The 26,970-nt window shown below is 27.4% G+C and carries 27 protein-coding genes; 4 read left to right on the top strand and 23 right to left on the bottom strand.

Annotation, left to right across the window (positions count from 1 at the left end):
• Positions 1 to 66: 66 nt before the first annotated feature.
• Both I6U51_RS23345 and I6U51_RS23340 read right to left on the bottom strand, forming a co-directional pair.
• Positions 67 to 801 carry a hypothetical protein gene (locus I6U51_RS23345; protein WP_211144961.1) on the bottom strand — a complete coding sequence of 245 codons (735 nt, stop codon included), beginning with the start codon at positions 799 to 801 and terminating at the stop codon, positions 67 to 69.
• Between the two features lie 204 nt (positions 802 to 1,005).
• Positions 1,006 to 2,427, bottom strand: a complete 1,422-nt coding sequence (locus I6U51_RS23340; RefSeq protein ID WP_211144960.1) for a hypothetical protein — start codon at positions 2,425 to 2,427, stop codon at positions 1,006 to 1,008.
• A 487-nt stretch (positions 2,428 to 2,914) separates the two neighbouring features.
• Here I6U51_RS23340 and I6U51_RS23335 point away from each other — a divergent pair, with 487 nt between their 5' ends.
• Positions 2,915 to 4,543 (top strand): hypothetical protein, encoded by a 1,629-nt coding sequence (locus tag I6U51_RS23335; protein ID WP_211144959.1) that lies wholly within the window; start codon positions 2,915 to 2,917, stop codon positions 4,541 to 4,543.
• Between the two features lie 474 nt (positions 4,544 to 5,017).
• Here I6U51_RS23335 and I6U51_RS23330 read toward each other — a convergent pair whose 3' ends face one another.
• The 20 genes from I6U51_RS23330 to I6U51_RS23240 form a co-directional block, all read right to left on the bottom strand.
• Complete coding sequence (locus I6U51_RS23330) at positions 5,018 to 6,250, bottom strand: ankyrin repeat domain-containing protein (RefSeq protein WP_211144958.1); 1,233 nt, start codon at positions 6,248 to 6,250, stop codon at positions 5,018 to 5,020.
• A gap of 177 nt (positions 6,251 to 6,427) precedes the next feature.
• Entirely contained in the window at positions 6,428 to 7,099 is a 672-nt protein-coding gene (locus I6U51_RS23325) for a hypothetical protein (protein WP_211144957.1), read from the bottom strand.
• A 189-nt stretch (positions 7,100 to 7,288) separates the two neighbouring features.
• A complete protein-coding gene (locus tag I6U51_RS23320; protein WP_211144956.1) occupies positions 7,289 to 8,092 on the bottom strand; it encodes a tetratricopeptide repeat protein in 804 nt (267 codons plus the stop codon).
• A gap of 364 nt (positions 8,093 to 8,456) precedes the next feature.
• Positions 8,457 to 9,020 carry a hypothetical protein gene (locus I6U51_RS23315; protein WP_211144955.1) on the bottom strand — a complete coding sequence of 188 codons (564 nt, stop codon included), beginning with the start codon at positions 9,018 to 9,020 and terminating at the stop codon, positions 8,457 to 8,459.
• A 94-nt stretch (positions 9,021 to 9,114) separates the two neighbouring features.
• Positions 9,115 to 14,508: an Ig-like domain-containing domain gene (locus tag I6U51_RS23310; RefSeq protein ID WP_211144954.1), complete on the bottom strand. Its 5,394-nt coding sequence runs from the start codon at positions 14,506 to 14,508 to the stop codon at positions 9,115 to 9,117.
• A 430-nt stretch (positions 14,509 to 14,938) separates the two neighbouring features.
• Complete coding sequence (locus tag I6U51_RS23305; protein ID WP_211144953.1) at positions 14,939 to 15,517, bottom strand: recombinase family protein; 579 nt, start codon at positions 15,515 to 15,517, stop codon at positions 14,939 to 14,941.
• A gap of 355 nt (positions 15,518 to 15,872) precedes the next feature.
• On the bottom strand, positions 15,873 to 16,196 hold the full coding sequence (locus I6U51_RS23300) for a hypothetical protein (protein WP_211144952.1): 324 nt from the start codon (positions 16,194 to 16,196) through the stop codon (positions 15,873 to 15,875).
• A 492-nt stretch (positions 16,197 to 16,688) separates the two neighbouring features.
• Complete coding sequence (locus I6U51_RS23295; protein ID WP_211144951.1) at positions 16,689 to 16,970, bottom strand: DUF370 domain-containing protein; 282 nt, start codon at positions 16,968 to 16,970, stop codon at positions 16,689 to 16,691.
• Positions 16,967 to 17,893, bottom strand: a complete 927-nt coding sequence (locus I6U51_RS23290; protein WP_211144950.1) for a hypothetical protein — start codon at positions 17,891 to 17,893, stop codon at positions 16,967 to 16,969. Before I6U51_RS23290 ends, I6U51_RS23295 begins: the two co-directional genes overlap by 4 nt.
• A gap of 429 nt (positions 17,894 to 18,322) precedes the next feature.
• Positions 18,323 to 18,568, bottom strand: coding sequence for a hypothetical protein (locus tag I6U51_RS23285; protein WP_211144949.1), 246 nt, complete (start codon positions 18,566 to 18,568; stop codon positions 18,323 to 18,325).
• 21 nt (positions 18,569 to 18,589) lie between these two features.
• The gene (locus tag I6U51_RS23280) at positions 18,590 to 18,826 is read right to left on the bottom strand and encodes a hypothetical protein (RefSeq protein ID WP_211144948.1); all 237 of its coding nucleotides are present in this window, start codon (positions 18,824 to 18,826) and stop codon (positions 18,590 to 18,592) included.
• 334 nt (positions 18,827 to 19,160) lie between these two features.
• Entirely contained in the window at positions 19,161 to 20,375 is a 1,215-nt protein-coding gene (locus tag I6U51_RS23275; protein ID WP_211144947.1) for a hypothetical protein, read from the bottom strand.
• A gap of 329 nt (positions 20,376 to 20,704) precedes the next feature.
• A complete protein-coding gene (locus tag I6U51_RS23270; RefSeq protein ID WP_211144946.1) occupies positions 20,705 to 22,174 on the bottom strand; it encodes a DEAD/DEAH box helicase in 1,470 nt (489 codons plus the stop codon).
• A gap of 30 nt (positions 22,175 to 22,204) precedes the next feature.
• Positions 22,205 to 22,378: a hypothetical protein gene (locus I6U51_RS23265; protein ID WP_211144945.1), complete on the bottom strand. Its 174-nt coding sequence runs from the start codon at positions 22,376 to 22,378 to the stop codon at positions 22,205 to 22,207.
• Positions 22,379 to 22,441: 63 nt separating this feature from the next.
• Positions 22,442 to 22,885, bottom strand: coding sequence for a hypothetical protein (locus I6U51_RS23260; protein ID WP_211144944.1), 444 nt, complete (start codon positions 22,883 to 22,885; stop codon positions 22,442 to 22,444).
• Between the two features lie 103 nt (positions 22,886 to 22,988).
• On the bottom strand, positions 22,989 to 23,222 hold the full coding sequence (locus I6U51_RS23255) for a hypothetical protein (RefSeq protein ID WP_211144943.1): 234 nt from the start codon (positions 23,220 to 23,222) through the stop codon (positions 22,989 to 22,991).
• A gap of 45 nt (positions 23,223 to 23,267) precedes the next feature.
• Positions 23,268 to 23,402, bottom strand: a complete 135-nt coding sequence (locus I6U51_RS25235; RefSeq protein ID WP_281396554.1) for a hypothetical protein — start codon at positions 23,400 to 23,402, stop codon at positions 23,268 to 23,270.
• A gap of 545 nt (positions 23,403 to 23,947) precedes the next feature.
• On the bottom strand, positions 23,948 to 24,094 hold the full coding sequence (locus I6U51_RS23250) for a hypothetical protein (protein WP_211144942.1): 147 nt from the start codon (positions 24,092 to 24,094) through the stop codon (positions 23,948 to 23,950).
• A 20-nt stretch (positions 24,095 to 24,114) separates the two neighbouring features.
• Positions 24,115 to 24,549, bottom strand: a complete 435-nt coding sequence (locus I6U51_RS23245; RefSeq protein WP_211144941.1) for a hypothetical protein — start codon at positions 24,547 to 24,549, stop codon at positions 24,115 to 24,117.
• A gap of 14 nt (positions 24,550 to 24,563) precedes the next feature.
• Complete coding sequence (locus I6U51_RS23240; protein ID WP_211144940.1) at positions 24,564 to 24,965, bottom strand: DUF5348 domain-containing protein; 402 nt, start codon at positions 24,963 to 24,965, stop codon at positions 24,564 to 24,566.
• Between the two features lie 322 nt (positions 24,966 to 25,287).
• Between I6U51_RS23240 and I6U51_RS23235 the strand changes: the two genes are divergently transcribed.
• Positions 25,288 to 25,503, top strand: coding sequence for an LLM class flavin-dependent oxidoreductase (locus I6U51_RS23235; protein WP_211144939.1), 216 nt, complete (start codon positions 25,288 to 25,290; stop codon positions 25,501 to 25,503).
• 263 nt (positions 25,504 to 25,766) lie between these two features.
• Here the strand turns inward: I6U51_RS23235 and I6U51_RS23230 are convergent, their stop codons facing one another.
• Positions 25,767 to 25,985, bottom strand: a complete 219-nt coding sequence (locus tag I6U51_RS23230) for a hypothetical protein (protein WP_211144938.1) — start codon at positions 25,983 to 25,985, stop codon at positions 25,767 to 25,769.
• Between the two features lie 427 nt (positions 25,986 to 26,412).
• Here I6U51_RS23230 and I6U51_RS23225 point away from each other — a divergent pair, with 427 nt between their 5' ends.
• Both I6U51_RS23225 and I6U51_RS23220 read left to right on the top strand, forming a co-directional pair.
• The gene (locus tag I6U51_RS23225) at positions 26,413 to 26,589 is read left to right on the top strand and encodes a hypothetical protein (RefSeq protein ID WP_211144937.1); all 177 of its coding nucleotides are present in this window, start codon (positions 26,413 to 26,415) and stop codon (positions 26,587 to 26,589) included.
• A gap of 50 nt (positions 26,590 to 26,639) precedes the next feature.
• Positions 26,640 to 26,825: a hypothetical protein gene (locus tag I6U51_RS23220; protein ID WP_211144936.1), complete on the top strand. Its 186-nt coding sequence runs from the start codon at positions 26,640 to 26,642 to the stop codon at positions 26,823 to 26,825.
• The last annotated feature ends 145 nt before the right edge of the window (positions 26,826 to 26,970 follow it).

Below are 26,970 nucleotides of genomic sequence, written 5' to 3'. Positions count from 1 at the left end.
TAATATAGCACTCGAAATTGTCTCTTCACTCGCTTTATTCCTTACATCAATTAAAAATATTTTTAATTAATGTATTTTATCTTCCTTACCCTCCATAACTTCCTTTTTTACTTTATTCCATTCCTTCTTTAAAATAACATGCGAAATATTAACAACTTCATTTAAATAATTTATCATTTCTTCCTTATTAATTTTACTAATAATTCCACATTCAATTTTACCCAGTAATTTAATTAAATTACTATCTTCGTCGTAATTTAGCCTTAATTTTAGTTTTGTAATAACTTGCAGCAATTCAGAAATACCTTGATTTTTTTCATCTAACTTATTTTTAAATTCTTCAAAATAAATATTACTGTTATCATTATTCGATTTATCTTTCATAAAACTTTGTAAAAGTGTTGCATTAAAATAATTAGTCATTATTTCATCATGAGAAAAAATTAGTCTTGTTAATCCGACTATTTTAGAGATATCCTCTCTTATCTTTTCTAGCCATAAAATCCTTTCGCTAGTTACAACATCAACATATCTAGAACTAATCAAATTAGCTCTGGCTTCCTTAATTTTAAATTCTTCTATATCCTTATTTATCTCACCTTTAAATTTTTCATTATCCTTATTTATCTCACCTTTAAATTTTTCATTATCCTTATTTATTGAGCCCTTAAATTTTTCAATATCTTTATTTATCTCACCTTTTAGTTTCTCATTCACATATTTATTTAGAATCACAATCAATAAGCCTGCTAGGCTTGTACTTCCAACATACGAAAATAAATCTTTTAGAAAACTATTCATTTTTACCTCCAAATTCACTATATTAACATTTCTTTAGTTAATAGTTATATGTACTTTCATCTAAAATAGCCATACGTTAATGTAATTAATATAAAACTGATATTTATTAACTTTAAATCAACTACAAAATTTATAATATAGTTCACCATATCAGTAATAAGGGATATAATTTTCAAATGAAATCTGCCCATTAATCACCTAAAACTATTTATCTTTTTTATACTGTTTTAATTTCTTTTTTATTTTATTAATAACATTATATATTACATTAATAATCCAGTTTATTATAATACTTATTATATATAACATAAGAATGCATAAATCTATATACATTATTGCTTTAAAAACGTATGATATAACATTATTATTTCTAATATCGAAAATTGAAAATGGAATAATCATTATAAAATCAAATATAAAAATACTAACAATCAATATCTCAATTTTTTTCTGTAGCTCCTTAAATTTCTTTTTATTTTTTAACTTGTTTCTTATATTTAAAATTGTATCTAAAATATATAGAATACAAATTACAAGAACAATAATATATAAAACTATTCCTACTAATTTTAATATGGCTCTAAGTATTCCCCATAACACTCCTTCTACTCCATAAGTAGCATAATTCAGCTTATAGAACATGTAATGAAAAAATTTTTCTATAAAATTCATTCCAAAGATTGCTATATTCGCTCCAATTCCTATCAATACAATTACAATAACAGGTGAAAATATAATGTATAGAATTACTTTAAACTTTTTCTTATTCTCCAAAGATTTAAATATATAATATAAATCTTTGATTGACTTAATAAACTTACTAAAACGATTTTTAATAAATGAATCAATATTTTCAAATGTTAAATTCTTTTCCTCACAAAGTTCCTTCATAGTTTCATTCAAGCATCTATTTTTTTCATAATAATTCTTCATTAGAGCGCCATAAGCATTAGCGAATCTATCAATTGACAAGATTACCCCTATTATTGAACCTACAAATTTAAAATCTAGTATTTCTGTAATGTTATTAATAGTACTTATAAAAGTCACTAGTGCTGATATTCCATATAACACCAATTTCCTTTTGTTTTTAGTATCCGAATTGTTAATCCCATATACATATATAATAAAAGTTAATATTAGTACTATTATAACAATTAACTGTAACATACTTTCTTTACTAATTTTATTTATATTAAAAGCTTTTATATAGTTATGTATTGAAATATATAGCCATATAAAAAGTCCAAAACTGATTCCACAATATGTTCCAATATTTGTGAATACTTGTTTTATAGTTAATCCTTCAAAAACCGAAAATAGTAACACTTTTATCTTTGATGCAATATTGAAATCAGCATCAAAGATGTTTTGAAATGTTATTGCAAATAATACAGTCATATAAAACATAAATAATTGTAGTTTTGACATAAATAGTTGTTTGTTTGTTATGTATAAAATTGAATATGTTGCTATCATTACTATTAAATCTAAAAGAATTATAAAAAGCATATTAGCTAATGCTACATATTTTATAATTCTTTTTTTGTGATAATAACTTATCCATGATTCAAATAAAGATATAATAAATACTATATCTTTTTTTAACTTAATTAAATACTCCATATACATCCCCCAAAACGCAATCTAAATTAAATTACATTATAATTTTACATAATTTTAATAATTCTTTCAAACTTTGTTTAATTAAGCCATTTAAGATAAACATTCCAAATGTAGTAAAACATGTATTCACCATAAATCCCCTATACCAACTGTATTTACAAGTAATATTTTGAGGAAAAATTTAATTATAAAATTTCGATTTTATTTAACTTTTAATCATTACTTAATCACAATATAAAAAATTCCACTTAACTATTGCAAATAATAAGTACGAAGGGTACTCTTTCGTACTTAAATAATAGAGTGTTTTCAAAAATGGAAACTATATTTTATGTAAAATATATGGACGATAATGTGTTATAATCTTACATAAGATAGGTTGAAACTATAATTAATTGTGCACTATATTCCAATTCATGTCATCGATATTATATTATTTTATAATATGGTCAAACTGTGTTATAAATCAATTTGATGGAGGGTTACTATGGATAAAGGTAATAAAATAAATTGCGGATATAAAGATGAATTTTATTGTTTCAAGCCATTTAATGATGGCAGCTTAAACAATTTGATTAATAAATTTGCTAAATTGAAATGTATTATTACAAAAAATGATTATATTAAAAGAGAAATAACTATAAAGGACGATTTTAAAGAGTTCTTAGCTAAAGAAAATAATATTTCTAAAAGTAAAGTTATGAATGACTTAAACTTCGAGTTTAAAAAAGGTCATCCCGAACTTGCCGCTACAAGCACAGGAGAGATAAATCTGAACATCTCCAATAATATGAAATATGAGGATAATAACTTTAAAACTGTACTTAAAATAGATGTAGAAAGTGATTATACATTGTTTATAAATGAAAACTTACAATTATTATGCAGAACATTACAATGCAATTCAATATATCTAGGTAAACAGCTTGATTTATTTATGACATCCTTTCTACTCCAACCAATTAAGCTTAAGTATAATAATAAAGACTATTTAATAAATGTAAAAATAAGTGCTTATTCAAGTGGAAACTTAATAGTTCAATATACAATTCCACTAGACAATCTAGAGTTTAAATATATAAGTAATAACCTTAATAATAAAATAGAATTTAAATGTTATATTCCTCAATATATGTTAAGTAACACTTCAGCATATGATTATAGCAAAGAAGAATATACCTTAGAAACAGCTCTAACTAGATATAATAACCACATATTAGGATTTTTTAAAAATTATCCAAAGTTCAATGTTTCTTCTTTCAAAAATTATACTTTAGTAGATTATGATGGGATACCTGAAACATTTGATGGTATGAATATTGAATTAAGCAGGAATATATTCTGGATTTTGAATGGTCCATTTGGATATATAAATGAAAGAGAAAAGGATACATATAAAAATTTACATAAAGGTAGATATCTTATTTCTAACTTTTCTAGTCTTTTTGTATCTACTAATCCTAGAAGTGTAGTTTTGTATAATAAACTTCAGCCTAGTAATGATTTAATAAAACAGTGGTTTAATAATCAAGGAAAATATGAATCTGCAATAATTTATTTACTTCCTTCTATAGAGATGATATTAATAAAAAAAAGTTACTACAATTTAATTAGTTATGATAAATTTAATGAAAGATATTCTGCACGCAACTTAAGGAAGAAGTATTATGATATTATAAAAATAAATAATTACTTATTTCATTTAAGAAATGATGGGTATGGTTCTGTTACAAGACTTCAAGAGTTTCTTGAAAGCAACTTAACAGACTACTTACCTATAAAGTTCCTAGAAGAAAATCTAAAAAATTATAAAGAGATATCAGAGATGGTAGAGTCTAATAAAAGAAATAGAAATAATTTTTTAGTTGCCACAATAGCAATGCTTTTTCCAATAGTATTCGGGTTAAATGCTATTGAAACTATGACTCAATCTTTGGACAAATATTTAAAGACTAGCTTAGCAAAATACTCTCTAACGCTGTGGATTACTGTAATTATATTTGTAGGATTATACTTATCTATTGATATAATAAAGGGACTATTACATAAAATGATAAAGGTTTTTGTTAAAATGAAACTTCTTATTAAACCATTACTTATTAAAATAAAAAATTAAAGATAGCATAAAAACGTGCTCTCTATTGTTTTAAAACGAACTATCTTCCACTTATTATGGAACAATCTATAATGTAATGCAACTACGCTATTATTTAAATTAAAATAGTATATAAATACTGGAACCCTTATTAATAAATATACCTAAAAGCTGACTTATTCCTTGGCTAGAGACGTTGGTATAGAAGCTTTTTAATAAAGTAATAAGCTACCTTTAGGGTTAAGAAACCTATAGTTGGTTTATGTACTTGTAATACACGTCTTCACTAAAGATAAAATAGAAGTTTTATCTACCTCTCGCCTACTACTCTAACAATGATATACCACTTGAATTTATATGTAATAAGATATAAATTCTAAGACCAAATAAACTAATACACTTAAAGAAGCCCTTAATTAGGGCTTCTAGATAAAATGAGGACATTATAACATCATGGGTAATACTATAAGAATATTAAAGAATATTAAAGCTTATTTATTTATCTAAACGATACTGTCCATTACTATATAATTTATATCTCTTTCCAGTTTGTCTATCTACACAAGGTATTGCGTCATCTCCAAAATCGTCACACATAAAAAAATAATATTTATCTTGTAAAAGTGACATGTTTCCATACGTTGTATCTTTATAGATATAAAATTTTGAACCATATTTATTTTGTATTATTTTAGTTGCTTCCTCTTCAGTTACTTTTCTTGATGTACCTTGGTCATTTGCAGGACTTGTGGCATTAACATCATCATTTGTTTTTGTAACACCTGTACTATTAATTTTAGCAGAAGTATTTGTTGTATTTACATTATTAGTATAGGAAGTTTCATCGGTATCTGAAAACTTGACACTATTTCTATATGTACCTCCATCATTGTTCTTTACATTCATATCAGCACCTCTTGATTTTAAAAGGTTTAAAATCTTCTGTTTCTGACCACAATAGAAAATTGCAGTTGCCCCCAAATCATTTCTTTTATTTATATCTGCACCAGCATCTAAAAGCTTATTTATTAAGCTTTCATCTTCAACTAAACACGCCATCATAAGAGGTGTTACTCTAATATATTTACTTAAAAAATTAACATCTGCACCTTCCTTAATATATCTATCTATATCTTCTTTATTTTTAACTCTTATTGATTGCACTAATGATTCACCTTTTGATTGATTTTCATCAAAATTTATTACTGACCCATCTTCTAGTACTTCTATAACATTTTCAAAATGAAGCGTTCTACCAATTGATGCATCTTCTACAACATATTTTCCTTTTAGATTCGCTCCATCTTTTCCTATTATATCTTGGACAGATTGTGGTTGAACATTTGCAACTGGGCAATCTATTTCTATCCTATAAATTCCCTTTTTGAGTCCTTTGTTTTTATCTGAAAACTCAGCAGTCTCTGCTTGTCCATTAATTACTGAAAATTTATCTTGTGCATTATATTCATAGAAATCTGATAGTGTAGCCATTAACTCTGTATTCTCTGGTAAATTAGTTTTAACCTTAAATTTCACTTTATTATTATTAGCAATTGGTTCTTCACTTATATCTACTTGTATTATGTTGCTATGTTTAGCTCCTTCATATGTATTAATTGAACCTTCTTTATTTTGTTTATCATTTTTTGACTTTGCTAATAAAATACCAGAACCAATAGATGCTACTATAAGCAATACCGCTCCAAAAAAAATCATTACTTTTTTCATCTCTTACTTCCTCTTTTTCTACAAATGATTTGAAGTTGTCTATATAATTATATCAAATAAGAAATAAGTGTTAAACAATACTTTAACATTTAATGTATGATTTGCTAATTAGTTTAACTATTGTAAAAATATTTGTATATTTTAAACCTTAACAGCGTAATATAACATATAAAAATATTAGCTAGTACTTTTATATGTTATATTGTATTTAAATCCTATATATAATTCTTCTTCATACTTATGATAAACATGTATGCCTTCAGATTTTAATATTTTAATAAAATCTCTGTCTAGTTTTTTATAAATACCTTCGCTTCTTCTTACAGCATCAATTTCATATTTTTTATCATCCCATTTTTTTAGTATATCCTTAAAGGTTACAGTAAACATATTTTTGCTGAATTGAATAGCATGGTTCAGTTCGTGAATTAAATCATACACGATTATATATTTAACCCACATATTTTCATATTTATTCCATAAGCTCTCATCTACATATTGCCACTCATCCAATTCAGCAAAAGCTTTTTTCTTAAATAAAAGAAATTCTCGTATTTTATCTTCAAAAATATGGATTTCATTTTTACCTCGTTTATAAAAAGCTTCCGTTACAACATCTCTTTTTATTTTTTCCAATACTTTTCCTGCTATTGTACCAATCAAATCCAGCAATCTCATAGTTTTTATACACAAATAAAAATATCCTTTAAAATCTTTGTGAATAAATAACTTTGCTTTAATCTTTCTATATTCTAACGGAAGAAGTTTTACACATTCATTTAATTCTTTATCTGAAACTATAGATGAGTTGTTTTGTACTATTAATTTACCTATTTTTGATACTCTCATTATCAACACCCATTACTTTTTAACTTTGATTTCTAAATGATAAAAACAAAAGGATGCTTTCCACAAACATCCATTACTAAATACTTAAAAACATATTTACAAAAACCTCAATGGTTTTTCTATTTGTATTATCTCCTCTTTTAGAAACTATAAACCTATTCATTTTTTCTTATTCCCTTTATTTTTATATTATTGAGATTTTAATATATCTAATTTTTTATTTAATAAAGTAGCTTTATAATGTAAAGCATCTCTATATTTTTGACTTCCCTTGTCTAAAGTAGCTATATACTGGTTGCACTTACTTAACTCACTATTTATACTGTCTAATTCGCTTTGTTTATTTTGTGATTGTTCACTACTCTTAGAAACCTTTTGATTATTGTTTGTTTCTTGTGAATCAACTGCTACAGACTTAGTATTTTCTTGTTCAGCTTCCTCTTTATCTTTTTGTTGAGCTTGGACAATTGCAGTTTTTAATTGTTTAGCATCATTGTTATTCGCATCCAACTTTAAAATATCTTCAACATATTTATTAGCACTATCATAATCTTTATTAGATATAGCGGTATTAGTAGCTTTAATATCTTCACTAATAATATTCTTTTTACATTCTTCTATTTTGCTTTGTGCATTAGTATATACTTGTCCTGCCATTTGATTAATTGTACTTAGTTTTTGTATCGCTTCTGAATATTTCTTTTCTGTTATTAGCTTTAAACCTTCATTATATGCATTTTGATATTGCTTATAATTTTGTGCTATACTGATATTCTTTATGACATCGTTGTCACTTTTTATTTGTAAAGCTTCATTGTATAATGTTATAGCTTCATCATAATTACCTGTATTAAATTTTTGATTAGCAGAATTAACTAAATCATTAAATTTTTTAACCTCTACAATTTTAGAAGTTCCAAATGCAGAACCAAAGAATAGTAACACCGTAACAGTAACTGCACCTAATATTTTTAGCATTTTATTCTTAGCCATAGTATCCACTTGCCTTTCTCTATTGCATTATACCAATTACTTATACAAGTATATCAAAAAATGAATTTATGGTAAATAATCCTTTAACATTTTATAGATATTCTGTTAATTTATTTTTTATATTTAGTTATATCCTTGATTGAAAATATCATTTTGCCAATTTTAGAACAAAAAAATAAGCTAGGTCGCAACTAACTTATTTTTTTCTTAAAACTTTTTTCAATCAAAAGAAAGGGGGATAACATATAAGTTATGTAACGAACTAACTTATACATTAAAATATATGCCCATGAACCATTTAAAAACATTCTCCATCTACATTATTGACTCTATTTAGGTATTGTATTCTTTTTCTATATCAAATTTATGTAATGTTATCCCAAACTATCTTTTTTCTAAGTTCTCTATGAATTCCCTTCGCATCTGCAATATTATTATATAATATACTTAAGGCATGTATATTACTTACAAATATTTTTCTATTTAATCTATTTTTATCATTTTGTACAAAAAAGAATCTGTCCAAGAAACATTCCAATGATGTATTATATCCCGTAAGAACTTTTACCGCTATGTCATTCCTTAAAATATCCTCTAAAAACAAATATATTTTTTCTAATTTATCATTTTCAATAATAATTTCTTTTATATTTACATTTTCACATAATTTATTATAAAAGTACTTTAACGCTTCTATCTTTTCAATTACCTTACTTTCATCCTTTTGGTTATTCAACTTATTTTCATATGCTAAAAATCCTTGAAAGTTATCATCTTCATAAAATGTGGCTCTATATTCCTTCCCTTCATAATTTAATCCACACTCTATATGCTTCTCATAGATTATTCCGTTAAAAATGCTAAATACATTTATTAACTTTTCCCTTAACTCATCATTCTCTATAGTTATTATAATCTTCTTATTCATATCTTCTTCTCTCTCCTTATAAATTCATTATTTTTTTATAAAAAAAGTAGTACATCCATCAAGAATATAAATGTACTACTTCTAGTAATTTGCTTTATATGTAATATTTTTCCCTATAGGCAAACGTTATTGTAAAATTTCCTCGTCTAATTTTCAACATCACTCCACTAAGTGGAACACTCAACCACCCACCAGTGAAATTCTTATATCTATCTTTACCTGTACTACTTACTATAGTTTGGCTCTCTCCGTCCATTAGTATTACTTCTCCAACTTGTAAGCCATCTAATCCACCTTTGAGCTTCTTTCCAGATAGTCTACCATTTACACATGTAGTATTAAGTGGTATATTCCCAATCTCACCTATCTCAGCATATTCAATGTTGAATCCAGTTTTATCATCACTTCCATCGTCTTTCTTAAAATAAGTTACTACTATTTCAGTAGATTGTTTTTCTTTTATTTTTCTCATTAAAGCTCTTATACACTCTTCAATTGTTGGGTCTTCTCCATCTATTAATGTGAAGTTTTGCCACTTAGCCACTTGCTTTTGTCTAATTAAAAAATCTTTGAGATTAATTAAACTACCATTGTCTACATTAGTTCCAGTATTAGTGATTAGATATGGACTTTGTATCTGTTGAGCTACATTAGCTAAACAGATAATATCATTATACTTTTCACCACACATTTTATGTGTAATTGTTAAACTCGTACTATCATAACTTACAGTATATTGGTCTTTGTTATATCGCTCCTTCTTATCGTTTTGTTTTTCTATAGATTTTGCCAGTACAACTATTGCATTATCCTGTGTACAATCTTTACCACCTTCAAGTGAAGGAGTTAAGAACCTATTCTTAGGGTCTAATTTATCCACCAAACTTACTGGAATATTGCCTTTACTTCCATATTCAATAGCATCAAGCTCTATTTCATCGTCAGAAGCTATTTGAGCCAAAACGACAGAATGCTTGAATGTGTATAGACTATACTCTACACCTGTAGTACCAGTGTTATTTATAGCTTTTACTATATCTAACATTGTAATAGTTTTTGTATCACCTATAAGAATTTGATATGGGGCTGTAAAAAGATAATTTTCAGCAATCCTAGTCTCATACAATTTATATAAATCAGTGATTTCAATCTCTTTTATATAATGTAAAGTCCTAATATCTTCTTCAAATTCAATGAACATTCTATTTCTAGCTAACTGTTTAACTGCTTTTACTCTATGATACTCAACTCTTGTGTTTTCATTAATGCCAGAACTAGTTTTACTTTGAGAACCTTCATATCCATTTTGGCTATCTGTTTTTATTATGCCATCATTATCAGCACTATCTATAGTAATTTTTAGTTTTACTATGTCCCCTGCTTCAACACCTTTTGGCTTTAATGACTCTGCAAATGCTTTTATTATTTTCTCAGTTTCATAACGGTCAGCTCCACCAAGTCTTTTCGCTTTCCCAATATTAATTGAAGGGACACCAGTAACAGTTGTAGATGTAGTTCCTCCACTTGATGCAACGGTATCACTAGCTCCTACATCTCCTAGTACTAAATCGCCCTCTTTAAAAGGTAGACTCATTTTTTCTGCTAAACTCATAAGCCCAACATTTACAAATTTGTATCCCATATCTCCAAGATATTTCAATCCGTTATAAAAGTCGCAACCTGTCGAATAAACACATGCATCATTTGGAATCTTATATTTTACTGCAACCCCATTTAATACGCCATTAGTTATATATCCACTTTCTAATGTTTTTCCATCATTGGCGTTTTTAATGAGGTTCACCCAATCGTCCATTGCTTTTTTAGTGCCAGTTCTTGTACAGTCATCTCCAGAACCTTGTAGTCTTCTAGCCGGATATATGCTAATCCCCCTTGGAATGCCAGATATTCTTTCTAATCTTGTATCATTTGGGTCATCAGCTTGAGGAGAAGTTGTTTTTAAATTACCATTCTCATCAAAATCCTTCGATGTGCTTCCGGCAAGCTCTCCACCTATTACTAAGTCCCCTTCATGAAATACAATTTTTGTTTTATCCTCATATTTCATAGTTGTTGTATCAATTATATTTTCTTTTAAATATCCTACTTTAGTTAAAACTTCCACTGCATTATTATAGTCATCTTTATTTGGATTAGTTTCTCCATCACTTGCACGACCCGCATATGCTTTAGCTCCTTGTGGTATTTTATTAGGGATAACCATATTGCTATCAATCACAAAGTCCATTTTGTCATTTCTATCTTCGTATAAGTTTATAGTATCTCCGGCAGTTTGCCCTACTATTTTTTTAGGTATCTCAGTAATTAATAAAGTATTATCGTCTAATGAGATTGAGCCATCTAAATCTATAGATATCTTTTCATTATTTAATTTAGTTGTAAATGTTAATATTTTTGTATCTTCTGTATACAATTGTTGTGTTATCCATGCATCATTTTTAATGGTATCCGCCCATTTTTGCATATATTCTTTTGTTTTAATCCTATCTTTCCCATAAATTCTTTTTGCTTCATAAGTCATGACACTACGTGGAATAGTAACTACAACAGTACCATTCTTTATATTTTTGTTAGAATCAAAATCAGAAGATTTATAACTTGTATCATCTCCAATGATAATATCAGTACTTTTAAACTGCACTATATTCCCGTTTTTATCAACTATAGCATTACCTTGTACTGTATAAGGATTATTATCTTTATCATTTGTCTTTATTACTTCAAATCCTAACTTCCCAAAAATGTCCAAAGCATTATCATAATCGCCAAGATTTCCACCCGAATCCGGGTCAGCATATGCCACAAAAACTCTTGGTTTATCAGTTATTTTAACATTAGGAGTTATATAAATACTATATGAAGAATCTGGTTCCCAAACTGTATTAGGTGATATTTTAATACCTTCACCTGCCAAACCAACCTGTGCTGTATAGTCTATATATTTATTACTATTCTTATCTAATATATAAATATTTGTGTTATTTATAGTTGTGGCATCCAAGGTTTTATCAAAGTCATAAGTAATAATTTTATCGGTATTTACTAAAGTATAATCGGTATGTAATTGATTCAAATTACCAGTTTCTGGAACGCCCATTTGAACATTAGTTATTGGAGCATTGTAATTTTTTGCATAATCCTCAGTCATTGTTATCACTTTAAATTTTCTAGGATTTTCTATATTGCTATTATCATAATAACTAACGGCTCCGCTCACATATAAATAATAAATTGTGTTATAGCTTAAGTCTCCTTGAGGTGTTACTAATAGTATATTTGGTGTACTTAAACTTCTTTCAACATAAATTGGAACTCTATCTCCATTTTCCTTCTCTAACACTACAGTATTGGTGTTTAAATAGTCCTCACTTAATCTATTAGTAAATGGTATACTTATAGACTTATCAACAAAAGCATTAGTTATTATCTCGAAATCATCTGTTACGACTGTTTCATTGGTTTGAGCTTGTACTGTGAAGTCTATTTTCTTCTCAGCAGATAAGATACTATTTCCGTCAACATCCTTAACTCCTGTGGTAACATGTAAAGTATAACTCTGACCATATTCATATTTTGCTCTTGGGCTGACACTAAAGGATTTTCCCATATCTAATATTTTTACATTAACTTCTTCATGTGTGCCACTCCCACTCTTTGTTACATAGACATTACTATCTGTAACAGTGGAGCTATCTATCTTCTTAGAACTATATATAGAGAATACTTTAACAGCACTTACATTATTATAGCTATCTGAAGCAGTAGAATCTCCATCTTTCTTAGTATGGAATTTAATTTTTCTTACTTGAGAAAAACTATTGCCTTTTATATCCTTAACGCCTTTAGATACATATAAATAATAATCTGCATCCGAATTATAAGCGGTTTTAGGTGTTACTCCAATAATTTTTTTGTCCTTTGATATATCAAAAGTCAATTGTATTTGATTACCTTCTATATTTCTACATTGAATTGTATCATTGTTTATTGTAGATTCATTTACTTGGTTGTCAAATGTTAGAACCAATCTTCCATTTATGGGAACATTATCTATCTCATTTTGATAATCTTCTCCACTTTCACTATCCCACAGGCACATTACAAAATTTTTATCGAGATATTTCATCTTTCTAATGCCTAAATCACTGGAATTTTTAGTGATATTTCTAAGTAGACATTGAGAAATATTTCTTGTATGTTTTGTGCTAATATTTACATTATCACTAACCAAAGTATTTCGGTCTGTATTTACCAAGTAATTTATTTCACTTCCATCTGTCAATAAATGGTCGCTCATTTTTACAATAAGTTCATTCGTTCCACCTATCATGGTATATGTGATGTCGCCAACCTTAAATTTTTGATTTGGTAATAAATTACTACTTAGGTGTAATCTGCCTGTAGCTCTGCCAACATAATTGGATATATCGACCTTTATAGCTTGCGAACTAACCAAATCATTATAATCATATTCAAAACATTGGTCGCCAATTGTAACTGTTGAGCCATCTTCAACCCAACTATTTTCGTTAAAAACAAGGGTATTATTTGCTTTCTTAGCTGTTACTGGAACTAAAATATTTGATTCTAATTTGTTGTAACACTTTCCATACCCCAAATCGAATTCATATGTATTATTTCCAAGAACCATTTTCTCCCCATAAAATACAGTCCCTAATAATTGAAAGAATCCAGAAGCGGATTTACCTTCGCTAAAACAAAATGCCGGAAACTTTGAGTAGTCTGTAGTCGGAATAGGATAACTTCTCTCAAAACCATCATTTGGCTCAGAATTTCCACCGAGCGATAAATCATCAATTGCCTCTCCTGTTATTCTTATTCCTTGATTGTTGACATCTGTCCCCGAAACATGTGCAACTTGTATTTTTATTTGTGGTTTAATTACAAAATCACCATGATTAAAGAAATAAACCTTGGACGAATCCAATTGTTCATCATCAGTATTCACAGCCTCTCCTACATTATAATCATAATTTCCTCGTTCTAACGAATAGCAAACATCTGAGTCTGTTTCAAATGTAACATTGAAATATCCTCCACCTAATCCAAAATGATTAAAATTAGAACTACCTATAGCTACTGCCATGTAAATTCTTTTGGGCTTGGTTATATCAAAATCGTATCCGTCCGATGTTGGTTCACAATCCTCTAAAAAGTAAAGAGGATGGAAACCGTCATTTTTGCATAACCAATTTTGTACAGCTCTTAACATAGAATTAGTTACTTTTATAGAATCATCAAATGCAAGTTGTAATTCAAAAACTTTGGGGTCATTCTGTATATTTTGAAAATAACTAGAATTTCGTCCTTTGATTCTTGCTTTATTAAAGTTCCTGTTACTATAAAATGGGTCTTGAAGCATCCCTTCATTAATATTGATATTTACAATATTATATTTATCGCTAGTTTCTCCTGCGAAACTAAAAATCTCACTACTTTTTATCATAATTTCTCTCCTTTTTACTTAAAATTTAATTTTTTGCATAAATAAAAAGACGTAACATTTAAGTACGTCTTACAATTTCTTATATTTTATTTTTTCTTATAGCCATTCCTTTTTAAATTTATTTTTAGCAATAACTACATCACTAAAGCACCTATATATAATATGTAAATGCTTTTTATTGATAGAAAATTGGAAAACTAGCCCCCCTCTTGAGGTTATTAGATTATTAATTGAGGTTAATAATAAGGCGTTGGGTGTAGTTTGAACAGTTGGGGTCGCTGACCAAGAATGAATGTCACTTGAAAACGGAAAATCCCCCCCATACTGCTTACACATAAACTCATTTAACTTTCCGATGATGGACATATATTTGATATTCCATATGAAATCTTTCTTCACACAACATCATAATATTAATATAAATCAATTATTATTGTTTAATTGTCTCAAATTGTTTAACCAATTTATAGAACGTTGTTTTCTTTAAATTCAATATTTTCATTGCATCTACAGCTTTAATACTATTGGATTTCCACATCTTATAATACTTATCCCATTGCCTAGGGTATTCTATAGTTTTTCTACCTTTATATTTTCCTTCTTCTTTAGCTACTGCTATTCCTTCAGCTTGACGTTCTTTTATATAATCACGTTCTAACTGTGCTACAGCTCCAAATATAGTAAGCATAAACATACCTGTTGAAGTTGTTGTATCTATAGATTCTTTCAATGAAATAAATATGATACCCTTGTTATTTAATTGTTCTACCAAATCAATTAAATCTTTTGTATTACGTGCAAATCTTGAAATACTATCAACTATAAGCTTATCTCCACTCTTAAGAACACCCATTAAATTCTTCAACACTGGTCTATCTATAACATTCTTACCACTTGCCTTTTCAATATAAACACATTCTATAGGTATATTATGTTCTTTAGCTTTTACTTCTTGACGAACTGTATTCTGTTCCTTGGAGCTAACTCTAATATAAAAATATGTCTTCATCCACTGACACCCCACAAATTAATCGTATTATATACCATATTATAGCAAATCGTTCGTTTGAAATCAACTTTTATTACGAACGTTTTTAGTATATTTCCAATACGATTTTAAGCCATTTCTAAAGCATCCCGTTCGTGGTTGTTTACACTATACCTCAAACGAACTTTTTACTATTATATATCTTTGTCCATCTTTTATTTTGTTATACAGACTTTCCATTATTGAACCTTCAACATGCCATTGTAAACAAATCTATATTCTACATAATACCATCCAAAATAAGAGTGCCAATTATTCAGCACTCTTATTTTATAATTATTTACTTAACCATTAATGTATATAACCTGCTACTAATCTATCTTTTTTGTTTTCTCATATCCTTTAGTTTTTCTCTTAAATTCTCCAATTCACTAACTTTAGATTTATAAGTTTCTTTTTTTTCATCAGTATATTGAGAAGTTTGGAGAAGTATTCCACGATACTCTCCGATTGCCTCGCTAATATCCTCAATAGTTTCGTCATATGCTTCTATCTTCTCATCATCTTGTATAGTCCTTATTCTATTTCCATTATCATCTACAAAATATAGTGGATTAATAAACAATAGTTTATTTTCCTCTATTTGCCCATTGATTAAGTCTATTTGATGATTTATTCTTTTAATTTGACCGCCACTCATAAAATAATCCTCCTCCAATCCATAACTAGTCACATAGAATTCTTTTACCTCACTTTTCTTGATTGATATTTCATTAGTTATTTGCCAAATTTGGTGTAATTAATCACTCAAATTCATATACATAGTAATCACCTCTTTTTAATTTTATCAAATTTAATATATTTATTATATAGTAAAAATTACTTTATTACAAGATAAGTTTTAACATTTAGTTTTAAAACTTTAAACAATATAATGTATCCTTAAAATAATCATCATTATTTAATCTAAAATTCAATTTCAACAATCCTAACTAGACTATTATTAATTTTTCCACAAGTTATCGCAAATGTAATGGTTACATCTAGCCTGCACTATATTTTACTAATAGTATCTGATGATTAATTACTCATTCAGAATATTCAATCTCACATTTTTTAACAATTTTATGTAACTAAATGTGTTTAAAACACTAAAACTCATATTTCATTTCCACCACCTCAACCTTTTCCCCTAGGCTCCTTCTGCATTAGCTTCTCTCGCTATCCTCTTTCCAAGTGTCTTTGTATTTATACTACTTAACACTATAACACCACTTTTTAATACTATTGCACTTCTTCTATTTCTACCTCTAGTAATATCTATTAATAAACCTTTTTCCTTAGCTTCTGCTATTTTTCTCTTGACAGGAACTCCCTCTACAGAAAGTATTAGTTGTACTTCTTCTGCAACCAACAGATTATCAAATCCTATATCTATTATTTTAATTTCTTTCATCTCCTTTCTATATATCAAGCAATTTTAGATTTTGAATATACAATTACATCCTTATTAGTAACAGCAAAATTAAAGAGCTTCTCATCATCACCAAAAAGTCCTCCATCTTTTATTGGATTCCTATTTAAGTTTCTAAATATCTTGTCATACCTTTTAAATTCACTAAATTCATCTCTAGGTAATAGTAAATCTACTCCAAACAAATCACCTAATTCATTTAACTTTATATCTGTTCCAAGCCTATCATCTATATCTATTACAATTTTTGAATCCAGCTTATACTTATTCTTTAATAATTCAAAATCTCTTTTCTTATTCTTAGCAACATGAAATTCCATAAGTTCAATCAACTCTTCATACCCCAACATTCTTAAATATTCTCTTTGCTTAGGGCGAAAATCTTTTTTCCACACATCAAAGCCAATATATAATCCGTCAAGACAACATATAATCAGTTTCTGTTCCTCAGTCCACTTACTGATATCTATATTATAAAGACTCATAATCTGGATTAATGTGCTTCCACTAAATTTATCATAATAATTTACATTAGTAATGTCATAGATATTATTGATATTGGCAGAGTTTTCATTCTTATATGGCACATCCAAACTTGATAACATAGTAACATGATTATCAAATGAAGGACACATACTTTCACTTGCAAAGTCTACACAGATTAATTTATCATTTGTATCTTTATTTAGTGTATATACCTGCTGGCATTGAGTTTTATTTCCTTGAAAATCCATATAATATTGATTAAAATCTACGAAATACTTAACTTTGAAACCAAATAAATGATTCAAAAGCATACAACTAGCCCAAGAATCTAAATCATCTGACATAAGTAAGTCATATCTGTTATTCTTCAAGTTTTCAAATTTACACCAAACAGGAAACTTATCTCTTAATTTTTTTGTCATTATATTTTTTTGCATAAAAAATGATGTAGCTATTACTACACCAAACACCTGTCTGCTTCTATTATGTCTTATATTTATAATTAAGCATTTATAATCTCCTTCTACTTACTTATTTTTATTGATATCTAAGTATTCCCAGTGAAGTTCAAACGATTTATTGTAATTATTACTATATGTACTTGCTAACCTCCATCCTTGTAGAATTGCAAATACTGGATTACAATTCTACAAGGAATGGTATAATTCAATAACTACCATCTATCCACTTCCTTCCTCATTAAAAAACTTTTGTCTTGATTCCATAGAAATTCTCCTTTCATACTTTCTCATTCTCACTCATGCTTTCATTTACTCCACATTTCAATCCAAACTTTGCAGATAAAATCTATGTTTTATCATAAAACTAATTTTTAAAAACCAAAATAGCGACCTTCGTAAAAGCAGCTATTTTTTTGATGCATCTAACTTATCTATACCCTCATACGTCAACAGATATCTATCATCATTTTTCAAATGTAATATCATCTCATTGGAATAGATTTCCGCAAAAATTATTTCTTTTAAATCTACCTTATTTCTATTTTCATCATACATAATATCTTCCTCACTAATTCTAAAGTTGTGACTATAAAGTCCATCTTCATCTTGTAAGTTCAAAATTACTTTTTTTATTTTTTCTCCAGCTTTCATAACCATTTTCCTCCTACTTTTTTAAAGTGCTTTATTTTCTTCAAATACGATTTTGCCTACTATCCAATGTCCCTTTCTTTCTTCAATTATATAAAATTTTTTTATATCTTTAAGATATGCATTTATTGTATTAATTCCCAACATCCTTGCTTTAAGTCCATTCTCCTCAAATACCTTTTTTAATATTTTTTGTTCATGTTTAAATAATTTTTTACCTATTAAACTTTCTAAAAACTCTTCTAAATTTTCATTTTTCATTTTATTTCTTATCCTTTCTCATAATTTTTTCACATAAAAAAAGAGAGTAATTAACCTCTCTTATCACAATGGATTTTTACTTTTTACTATATACACATACTCAAACCTCCTTGCTATAATTCATTCACTGAAATACCCTCCGTGAGTGATAAAATAAAAAGGGGAAATTTCAGTAAAGTTATTTGCCAAAATTTCTCCAAAGATACTTGCCAGTTACATCTGCTATTTTATATATTGCTTTTCTTTATGATTAGTTGTATATTTAACTTACATATCAACTATTTTTATTTTAAATTTGATTCACTAGGGTATTCACCCTATTATTAATATACGTCTAATGTATAACATTTTTCATTTCTCTCATTCTCTTCATATTTGCTTTAACTTGTTCATTTTTTATTTTTTTCTTACATTCATCACAATATTTCTGTCTATTACTATTTTTTATTATTTCACAACCACAGCTCCCACACTTACCATTAATTTTCTTGTCTTTAAAAATCTTATTATATTCATTTACAATATTATCTACATCAATAACTTTACCTTCAGTATCATTGCTATCTGCAAATAATATTTTATTTTTATTCCTGCTGTTCTTATCATATCCTCTAAAATCTCTATAGAATACTTCTCCCTCTATAAGTTCTGCAAACTCATCTTCGTCCAAAAATTTACACAAAAAGTCTATTTCTTTTTTTATATACTCTAGGGTAAATGTAATGCCATATCTATTTTTTCTTCTATATCTTCTTTTCTTATATTCTTCTTTTTCTTCTACAGTAAGATTTTTATAATAGCTAGTAAACTGTAAAGTTTCTTCTATATTCTCATCCACGTTTTGTTTATAAATCCATAACTGTATTCCTGTCTTTTTTCGAGGTCGATGAATATGTCTTTCATATATATAAGAATCGTAAGGTATAAACATTTCTCCATATTTTTCATCAATTTCAATCATGTTCTTTAATAATTGCTTTCTCTTTTCCTTGCCTTTGTTATACATTTCAAGAAAATTATTTTGAATTAAATATGAATATATTTTTAATAAGTCATCGCTATTTATATTCAATTCCACTTCTCTTGCAACTACATTTCTTCTACATCTAAAAGGCTTATAATTATTGGCTTTAAACATGCATAATAAAGTAAACGCTATCTTTCTTATTCTATCATTAGGCATAGAATTTATTATATTAATTTCATTTTTGGTTATTTTTACTTCATGTATTCTTTTTAGATATTGCAATTTTGCCGATTTTACTAAGGACTTAATTTTTAGTTCCAAGAACATTTCAAAATAATAACTGCTAAATTTATCTCTAAACTTAAAAAACTCGCATAGTTTATTATAGGTATTATCGTTATTCAATCCTTTATTATGCAGAAAATATTTAGCTAATATAAATGCATCTACTAAAGAGTACTCATTTATACCTTTTCCTCTTGCCAACAATAGTTTACTATATTCTAGCTCGTCCCAAATATAGTGTTTTCTTGTTGTTTCATTATTCTTAAGTTCTTTCTTTATTTTTTTAATAAACTCCATATTTTCCTCTCTTTATATTTAAAATACTGATTAAATTCACATTAATTAGTGCTCTTGTAAATATGGCGACTGTCGTACGCCCTTATCTTTGAGTTGTGAACAACCCAAAGATAATTCCTCTTGACCTGTCCACGTGACACACGTGTACAGTGAATTTTTATGACTGTCTTCTATTTAATTTACATACAATTTCTTAGTAATTACACATAACAAAAGTTGTTCAATTTAATAGAAATATAGACATGTACAACTTTTACAGGTACTAATTTTGTGGAGTTTCCTATAAATAGGCAAATTCCAAATTTTTAGTCATCTATTTTTTTAATCCTTTATTCTATCAATTTTTCAACTATCCATACTGTAGTTCTTTTATTATTAATTTTTATTTGTTTACTTATAATTACATATTGTATTTTATTTGCTTTTAAGTATTCATTTAATTGACCCACGCTTTTTTGTAATCTACCTCTAGCATCTTTAAGTCCAATAAATTCAACTAATTCTTTTTGTTCTTCTTTGTGCAATCTTTCACCTGTAACACTTTCTAACATTTCTTCTGTACTTAATACCTTAGTAACTACCTCCATATCTATTATTCTTCCTTTCTCTATACCTAATTCATTTAAAATCAAATCCTTAAAACTAAATTTATGAGGATTATTCAATATAGAATTGCACACACCTAAATCACATTGATACTTATGATACATGCAGTCATTTATTACTTTCCTACCTGCATCCTTATCATTATCCCATATCTCATCTATAATTTTAGAATTATATTTATAGAACATATCATTCTTAAAGGACTTCTTTACATATTCTTCTTCTCCAAGCTCCTTCAAAATATCCGCCAGTTTTAATCCATGGACTAATTTACTCTTAAAACCATTTACTTGCTTCCCATTATAATTTTTAAAATATAGGGTTACAGTTTCACCTTGTCCTATTCTTTTCCTGCCTAGACACTGGATAAATATATCCCTATCGAATATATCAATTATTACATGCTTTACTTTACTGAATTCCTTGATATTTATGCCATTATCCAATACCGTTGTTGCACATAATAAACGACTTTTGAATATAGATTTCTTAATAATATTATCTAGCTCTTCTTGATTGATAAAGTCATTAAATTGACCATTATGCTTACTACATATAAAAGCTCCTTTAAATTTCTTACTAACCTCATATGCTCTTTTTGCACTTCTACTGATAAATAATATCTGCTCATCTTTTGGAATGCTCTCTATAATGCCATCAATGGTTTTGTAGTCGTCAAACATATATATGTTGCTGAGGTAGTCATAATTAGTTTTAAGCTCATATTTGTGCTTTACTTCAATACCATGTAGTTTAAAATACTGCATTAATACAAACGGTGTTGCAGTCATAAATATTTTACAAACTTCATTATTATCTAGCATCCATTTAAAAAATATATCTGTTTTAATATTAAAAGCACTATCTGTAAAGAAGTAATGGCATTCATCCATTACTATATAATCATAATCTCTAAAGGCTTTATCATCTAATATCATAGATTCTATCTTTTGATAGTTTTCTACGGTTATTATAGTGTTTAATCCCAAATCTTTTCGGACTTGATTCTTTAATATGTCTCTATTGGTTAGTAGCAACACTCTTTTTTTAGTATTTCTACAATGTCTATTTAGGACGGTTTTGATAAAGTGAGATTTACCCTTACCAGTTCCGGCTAATATCATTACATTATCTCCCGGCTCCCATTTTTCATATGCCTGTCCAATTAACTCTTCTACGTATCCTTTGCTCAAATGCCTACCCCCATCAATCCTATAGCCTTCCTATAGGCTATAAAATTCTACTAATGCATTAAATAGCTCTCTTGTTTTAGCATATTTGTAAGTCCTAACATCATCATTGCTGCGTTTAACAAATGTATATCTAATACCTTTGTTAGTTAAAAAATCAACTTCTTTCATATATTGTGTTTTATATTCTTTATCAAACATTTTCATATTTAAATTTTTACCTCCATCAATTGTTTTTATTAGTTTACAGCATATACAAATAATAATAGTTTAAAAAGGGCATTTACCTACATTTATGTTCTTTTTTTCAACTATATCTTTCACTGGTAATCTTTTAGTCTCATCTCGCACGATTCCTCTATCAAAAAAATCTAATAATCCATATGTTTTAATAAAACTTTCAGCTCCAAATAAATTCTTTCTAATATATAAAACATCTTTATCTTCCATTAAATTAAGTTTACAATATAATTTTTTTGCTATAGCTCCCGGTCTATCTAATGACTTGTTATTACCTTCTGTATAAAATATATTTAGCATATATAATAAATCTTTTTTTGCTGAACCTGGCTCCTCTTTTTCCCTTTCAATCATGTATATGTACTCTCCATCGTAATTGAACCCGAAAAGAAATATCAGTTCTTCTACCGTAAATCTTCCAATTTCCCTTTTATCTTCCCCAATAATAACTTCTTTCTCATTTAAACTTTTCATATAATTTTCCTCCTAATTTTCTTTTTATATTTTTTCTTTTGCAGCAAGAATGAAAGTAATCTCATGTTTCTCTCTATTCTATAGCTTGTCTATAAAATAACCTCTATATCAAACAATAAGTATAATAATTCTTATGCTCTTCTAATACATAAGTTCCTTGTTTAACAACATAAGCATCTCCAAGTTCTCGTCTGCTGTCATATATTCCATCTTTTTCTTCCATATTTTCACTCATATACAATTCAACATCTTTAAAGTCAGCCAAATTCTTATCTTTATCCTCTATATCAGATATTATAAGTTTTCCATTTTCAATATAAATAAATTTTTTATTCATTATTTTTCCTCCATCTTCCCTTTATTAATTTTCTTAAGGCTTGTTCTATTTGCAAACTTTCCAAACATTAATTAATTCTTCTCTTACATCTTTACTTACCAGTATTAAAAATAAACTTATAGTTAATAGTGTGCCTAACGTTTTAAAATATTCTTGTATACTGCTGAAACATATTAGCATATCAATTTCTCCTTAGTTCTCTTGTAGATAAAAATATTGTTTTATTGCTTTTTATAAATAACTTGTCTGTAATTTTACTTAATCAATAATCCATGCTTTTAAGTATAAAAACTTGCCTTTTTTATATTTACTATTAACCTAACGTGTTGATTTTACTAGGCTAGAATAGAAATGGACATAATATTTGACTTATTAAATAACATATGGTATTATAAATACAAGTATTTTATATCTATAATATCATTATTTGATATTATTCCATTAAGATTTATGTATAAATTGCGATTATATAGATTATGGCTAATTTGTCCATTAATCCCATGCAAATAATATCATTGATTTATTTGTATTGTAAAATAGTATTTCAAACCATATAACACGTTAATCAGTTAAGTAGCGTAATTACGAGGATTTATCTTTAAATTCCGTAGTATTTTACGTTTTTTGTGTTTTTTTACATTTCTATTTCACCACCTTTTAAGCATATCCTCTAAGTTCCTCTTTTGTTAACTTTCCTTCACAAAACCTTTCTCACTGATATTGACTCAGATTAGTCTTAATAGGTACAGAACTTTTCCTATGAAACCTAATAATTCGTTTTTAAAAGTACCATCATCACTCTCTGAACTCGCAATTACTGCTATAGGCTTCACATTTATCTTACTTTTATTTACTATAAATCCTTTTATCATATCTTTTTTGCCTCCAAAAGTTATAAGTTATCACTAATCATAATTTCTATATTTCCTTCAAATTTTATTAAGAAATAGCTACTCCACTTATTCCATTCAACGCTATGTATTTTAAGAGCATTAAACTCAAGATTTCCAACATCGTCTGTATGACTTACTAATTTAAAAGTTTCTTCTATTCCTTCATCTGTTTTCCTTGTTTCGATGTATGCCTCAAAGTTTTCAAGTATAATTGCTGGAGTTCTTACAAGTCCTAAAACTTCCACAATCACCATAGCATCTTTACTATTTGCTATTTCATTAAGCTTGTCTATTAATTCTTGAATACTAATTTGACTCACATAGTTTTCTCCTATTACCTTTTCAACTATTTCATAATCTAATCCACTTTCTTCTGAAGTTCCTCTTTTGTAATTTTCTAATACTACTTTTTCAGTTGTTCTTACCATTGTCATTAATATTTTCCTCCCTATACCCTCACTCTTGCTTTAACACCATCAGACAGCCCCATATGCTTATCATCATAGTTATAAAAATAGTATCCGCCATATTTATCTGAATGTTGTATCACTCCATCGTTCCAAGTATGAGATTTTATATTATAAATTTCTACAGGATAACCACAGCTAAGTTCTATACTTGCTAAGGAATATCTGCTATTAGGCTTTAATTCTAGATATCCTTCTTGAGTTGGTTTTGAGTAATGCTCTACATCTCTTATGAAGTCCTCTAAATCTTCTATTATCCTCTCTATAGCCTTGCAACCTTTAACATCTTCAAAAGTTGATGTTGAAGCATTATCGTATATTTTATTGATTTTGTATAAGGTATTTTCTGCAATGTTTAAAGCTTTGATATAATTTTTATCCATATCTACTCCCCCTAAAATTTAATTTCAGCTTTTATAGCTTTTTTATATTTATTTAAGTTGGAAAATGTTACTTCTATGTTAAAAGCTTTAGCAATAGTTATGAATTGATTTAAAGTTTTTATATTCATAAATAGAACCTCCTTTGATGCGATTTAATGTTTTCAAATCCGCGTTTTAATTTTAAACTTTACAATTGAATTGTATATGGTTTATTTTAAATTGTCAATATTAATTTTAAAATATAATAATCATTTTTAAAATGTACAGTTGAAATTTAGCATAAATTATGATACTATAAATTTTAGAAAACGAGGTGATTTTGATGCCATTAAAAGAAGAGCTTAAAGCACTAATAATAAAATCTGGATGGACTATGACGGATGTAGTTAATAGACTTAATGAAAAGCATAATAGAGATACTACTGTTCAAAATTTTAGTTCTAAGCTTATAAGAGGTACTTTAAAGTATTCAGAAGTCGAAGAAGTGTTGGATTTGATTGGGTATGAGATAGAGTGGGTACCTAAAAGTAATAAATAATATCTAGTTATCATTTAATCTAATAATGAAATAGCAGAAAATAATGTAAGCATTTTAAATAAATGAGGATACATTAGAGCTGCATATAAGCATGTTAATGTTGAAGTTATCACATTTTGTAACCAGAAATATATTACAAAGCAAAAAGTGGTTAAATAATAATATAGACCAAAAAAGCAGAGGACTAATTTAAAGCCTACTGCTTTTTTAACTAAATTATTCAATTTCGGACAATGATAAAAGGCTATCCATTTAACCCAATCCTAATTTTTCTCATCAATATCAGTAATTTCAACATAAATATCTATTTCATTTTCTAATACTCTTAAAACATTAAATATATACTCACATACCAATACTCTATTTTCTTCAGTGATATATATTTGTGTATTTTCTTGAAATACAGCACTTAACATTTCACTATTTTCTGTTTCCGCTAAAATGTTATTCTGTGCTCTTTCTTCTATAAATCTTATTTTCATTTTTTATTCCCCCTATGCTTTTTATAATACAATTATACCATTTATTGTAAATAATCTATAGAATTTATTATTTTTTAAGCAGTTTAAAGCTTTTATTTTAACTAAGGATTGTGATTCTGGTATTAGTTCTGTTAGCTTTTTATAGTTTTGTAACTGTCTTTGGTCAATTTTTAGTTGTTCGGCTAAATAAGCTTAGTTTTTGCCACAGCGAAATTATTTCCATCTGCCGAATTTTTATACTGATTAATACCTTTTTCATTCCCACTACCTTGTCTAATTCCATAAATTCATTCAGACTCAATGATACATCTGGTCATTTTCATTGGATTCGCATTACCTATACCCCTCTGAAGAATATTTGTTGACTTTTCCCATTTTATGGTATAATATATACAAATTAACAATATATGTTAAGGAGGTGTTAGTTATGTCAGAGAATACAAAAACAATTGATATAAACAAACCAATGAATGAATTAATGGAAGAAGACTTTTTTAAAGAACTTACCAATATCAAAAAAACAGAAAAAAAATATAATTCTTCAAGGTTATCCCAAGAGGAGCTGAAGTCATTTAAGGACGGCTCATTCTGGGACAATCTTTAATAATATCTAAAACCTTAAGAAAAAACAGACTTAGAAAGGAGACGTTGCATATGTCACTAAAGTCAGAAATTTTTGCAGAACTAGAAAAATTGATTAATTCTCATCTTGGCGAATTTCCTAAGAATGGTTTTACAATGACTTATAAAGAATCAAATATTGAAGTAAAATTAGAAGTATCAGTTACACCTGCAACTAAAGTGAAAGTAATGAAGAAAAACCTCTTCGATGCTATGTGAGCACTTAAGAGATAAAATTAGTTATATTTACTAGTTTAGCTCACTATTTATAGTTTGCACAATTTAAGTCTTACTATTGCTTATCATACATCCGAAAAAATAAAAGAGCTATTAGCAACAACTCTTGAACTGCTCCCTGTCAAGT

Source organism: Clostridium aciditolerans, assembly GCF_016316925.1.
Taxonomy (GTDB): Bacteria; Bacillota; Clostridia; order Clostridiales; family Clostridiaceae; genus Clostridium_AM; species Clostridium_AM aciditolerans.
The sequence above is the reverse complement of the archived record's forward strand: the minus strand, read 5'-3'. Positions and strand labels throughout refer to the sequence as shown.

Excerpts from the sequence above, each read along its gene's own strand:
- I6U51_RS23345 (WP_211144961.1), bottom strand. The coding sequence starts at position 801 with ATGAATAGTTTTCTAAAAGATTTATTTTCGTATGTTGGAAGTACAAGC.
- I6U51_RS23340 (WP_211144960.1), bottom strand. The coding sequence starts at position 2,427 with ATGGAGTATTTAATTAAGTTAAAAAAAGATATAGTATTTATTATATCT.
- I6U51_RS23335 (WP_211144959.1), top strand. The coding sequence starts at position 2,915 with ATGGATAAAGGTAATAAAATAAATTGCGGATATAAAGATGAATTTTAT.
- I6U51_RS23330 (WP_211144958.1), bottom strand. The coding sequence starts at position 6,250 with ATGAAAAAAGTAATGATTTTTTTTGGAGCGGTATTGCTTATAGTAGCA.
- I6U51_RS23325 (WP_211144957.1), bottom strand. The coding sequence starts at position 7,099 with ATGAGAGTATCAAAAATAGGTAAATTAATAGTACAAAACAACTCATCT.
- I6U51_RS23320 (WP_211144956.1), bottom strand. The coding sequence starts at position 8,092 with ATGGCTAAGAATAAAATGCTAAAAATATTAGGTGCAGTTACTGTTACG.
- I6U51_RS23315 (WP_211144955.1), bottom strand. The coding sequence starts at position 9,020 with ATGAATAAGAAGATTATAATAACTATAGAGAATGATGAGTTAAGGGAA.
- I6U51_RS23310 (WP_211144954.1), bottom strand. The coding sequence starts at position 14,508 with ATGATAAAAAGTAGTGAGATTTTTAGTTTCGCAGGAGAAACTAGCGAT.
- I6U51_RS23305 (WP_211144953.1), bottom strand. The coding sequence starts at position 15,517 with ATGAAGACATATTTTTATATTAGAGTTAGCTCCAAGGAACAGAATACA.
- I6U51_RS23300 (WP_211144952.1), bottom strand. The coding sequence starts at position 16,196 with ATGAGTGGCGGTCAAATTAAAAGAATAAATCATCAAATAGACTTAATC.
- I6U51_RS23290 (WP_211144950.1), bottom strand. The coding sequence starts at position 17,893 with ATGCAAAAAAATATAATGACAAAAAAATTAAGAGATAAGTTTCCTGTT.
- I6U51_RS23285 (WP_211144949.1), bottom strand. The coding sequence starts at position 18,568 with ATGAAAGCTGGAGAAAAAATAAAAAAAGTAATTTTGAACTTACAAGAT.
- I6U51_RS23280 (WP_211144948.1), bottom strand. The coding sequence starts at position 18,826 with ATGAAAAATGAAAATTTAGAAGAGTTTTTAGAAAGTTTAATAGGTAAA.
- I6U51_RS23275 (WP_211144947.1), bottom strand. The coding sequence starts at position 20,375 with ATGGAGTTTATTAAAAAAATAAAGAAAGAACTTAAGAATAATGAAACA.
- I6U51_RS23265 (WP_211144945.1), bottom strand. The coding sequence starts at position 22,378 with ATGAAAATGTTTGATAAAGAATATAAAACACAATATATGAAAGAAGTT.
- I6U51_RS23260 (WP_211144944.1), bottom strand. The coding sequence starts at position 22,885 with ATGAAAAGTTTAAATGAGAAAGAAGTTATTATTGGGGAAGATAAAAGG.
- I6U51_RS23255 (WP_211144943.1), bottom strand. The coding sequence starts at position 23,222 with ATGAATAAAAAATTTATTTATATTGAAAATGGAAAACTTATAATATCT.
- I6U51_RS25235 (WP_281396554.1), bottom strand. The coding sequence starts at position 23,402 with ATGCTAATATGTTTCAGCAGTATACAAGAATATTTTAAAACGTTAGGC.
- I6U51_RS23250 (WP_211144942.1), bottom strand. The coding sequence starts at position 24,094 with ATGATAAAAGGATTTATAGTAAATAAAAGTAAGATAAATGTGAAGCCT.
- I6U51_RS23245 (WP_211144941.1), bottom strand. The coding sequence starts at position 24,549 with ATGACAATGGTAAGAACAACTGAAAAAGTAGTATTAGAAAATTACAAA.
- I6U51_RS23240 (WP_211144940.1), bottom strand. The coding sequence starts at position 24,965 with ATGGATAAAAATTATATCAAAGCTTTAAACATTGCAGAAAATACCTTA.
- I6U51_RS23235 (WP_211144939.1), top strand. The coding sequence starts at position 25,288 with ATGCCATTAAAAGAAGAGCTTAAAGCACTAATAATAAAATCTGGATGG.
- I6U51_RS23230 (WP_211144938.1), bottom strand. The coding sequence starts at position 25,985 with ATGAAAATAAGATTTATAGAAGAAAGAGCACAGAATAACATTTTAGCG.
- I6U51_RS23225 (WP_211144937.1), top strand. The coding sequence starts at position 26,413 with ATGTCAGAGAATACAAAAACAATTGATATAAACAAACCAATGAATGAA.
- I6U51_RS23220 (WP_211144936.1), top strand. The coding sequence starts at position 26,640 with ATGTCACTAAAGTCAGAAATTTTTGCAGAACTAGAAAAATTGATTAAT.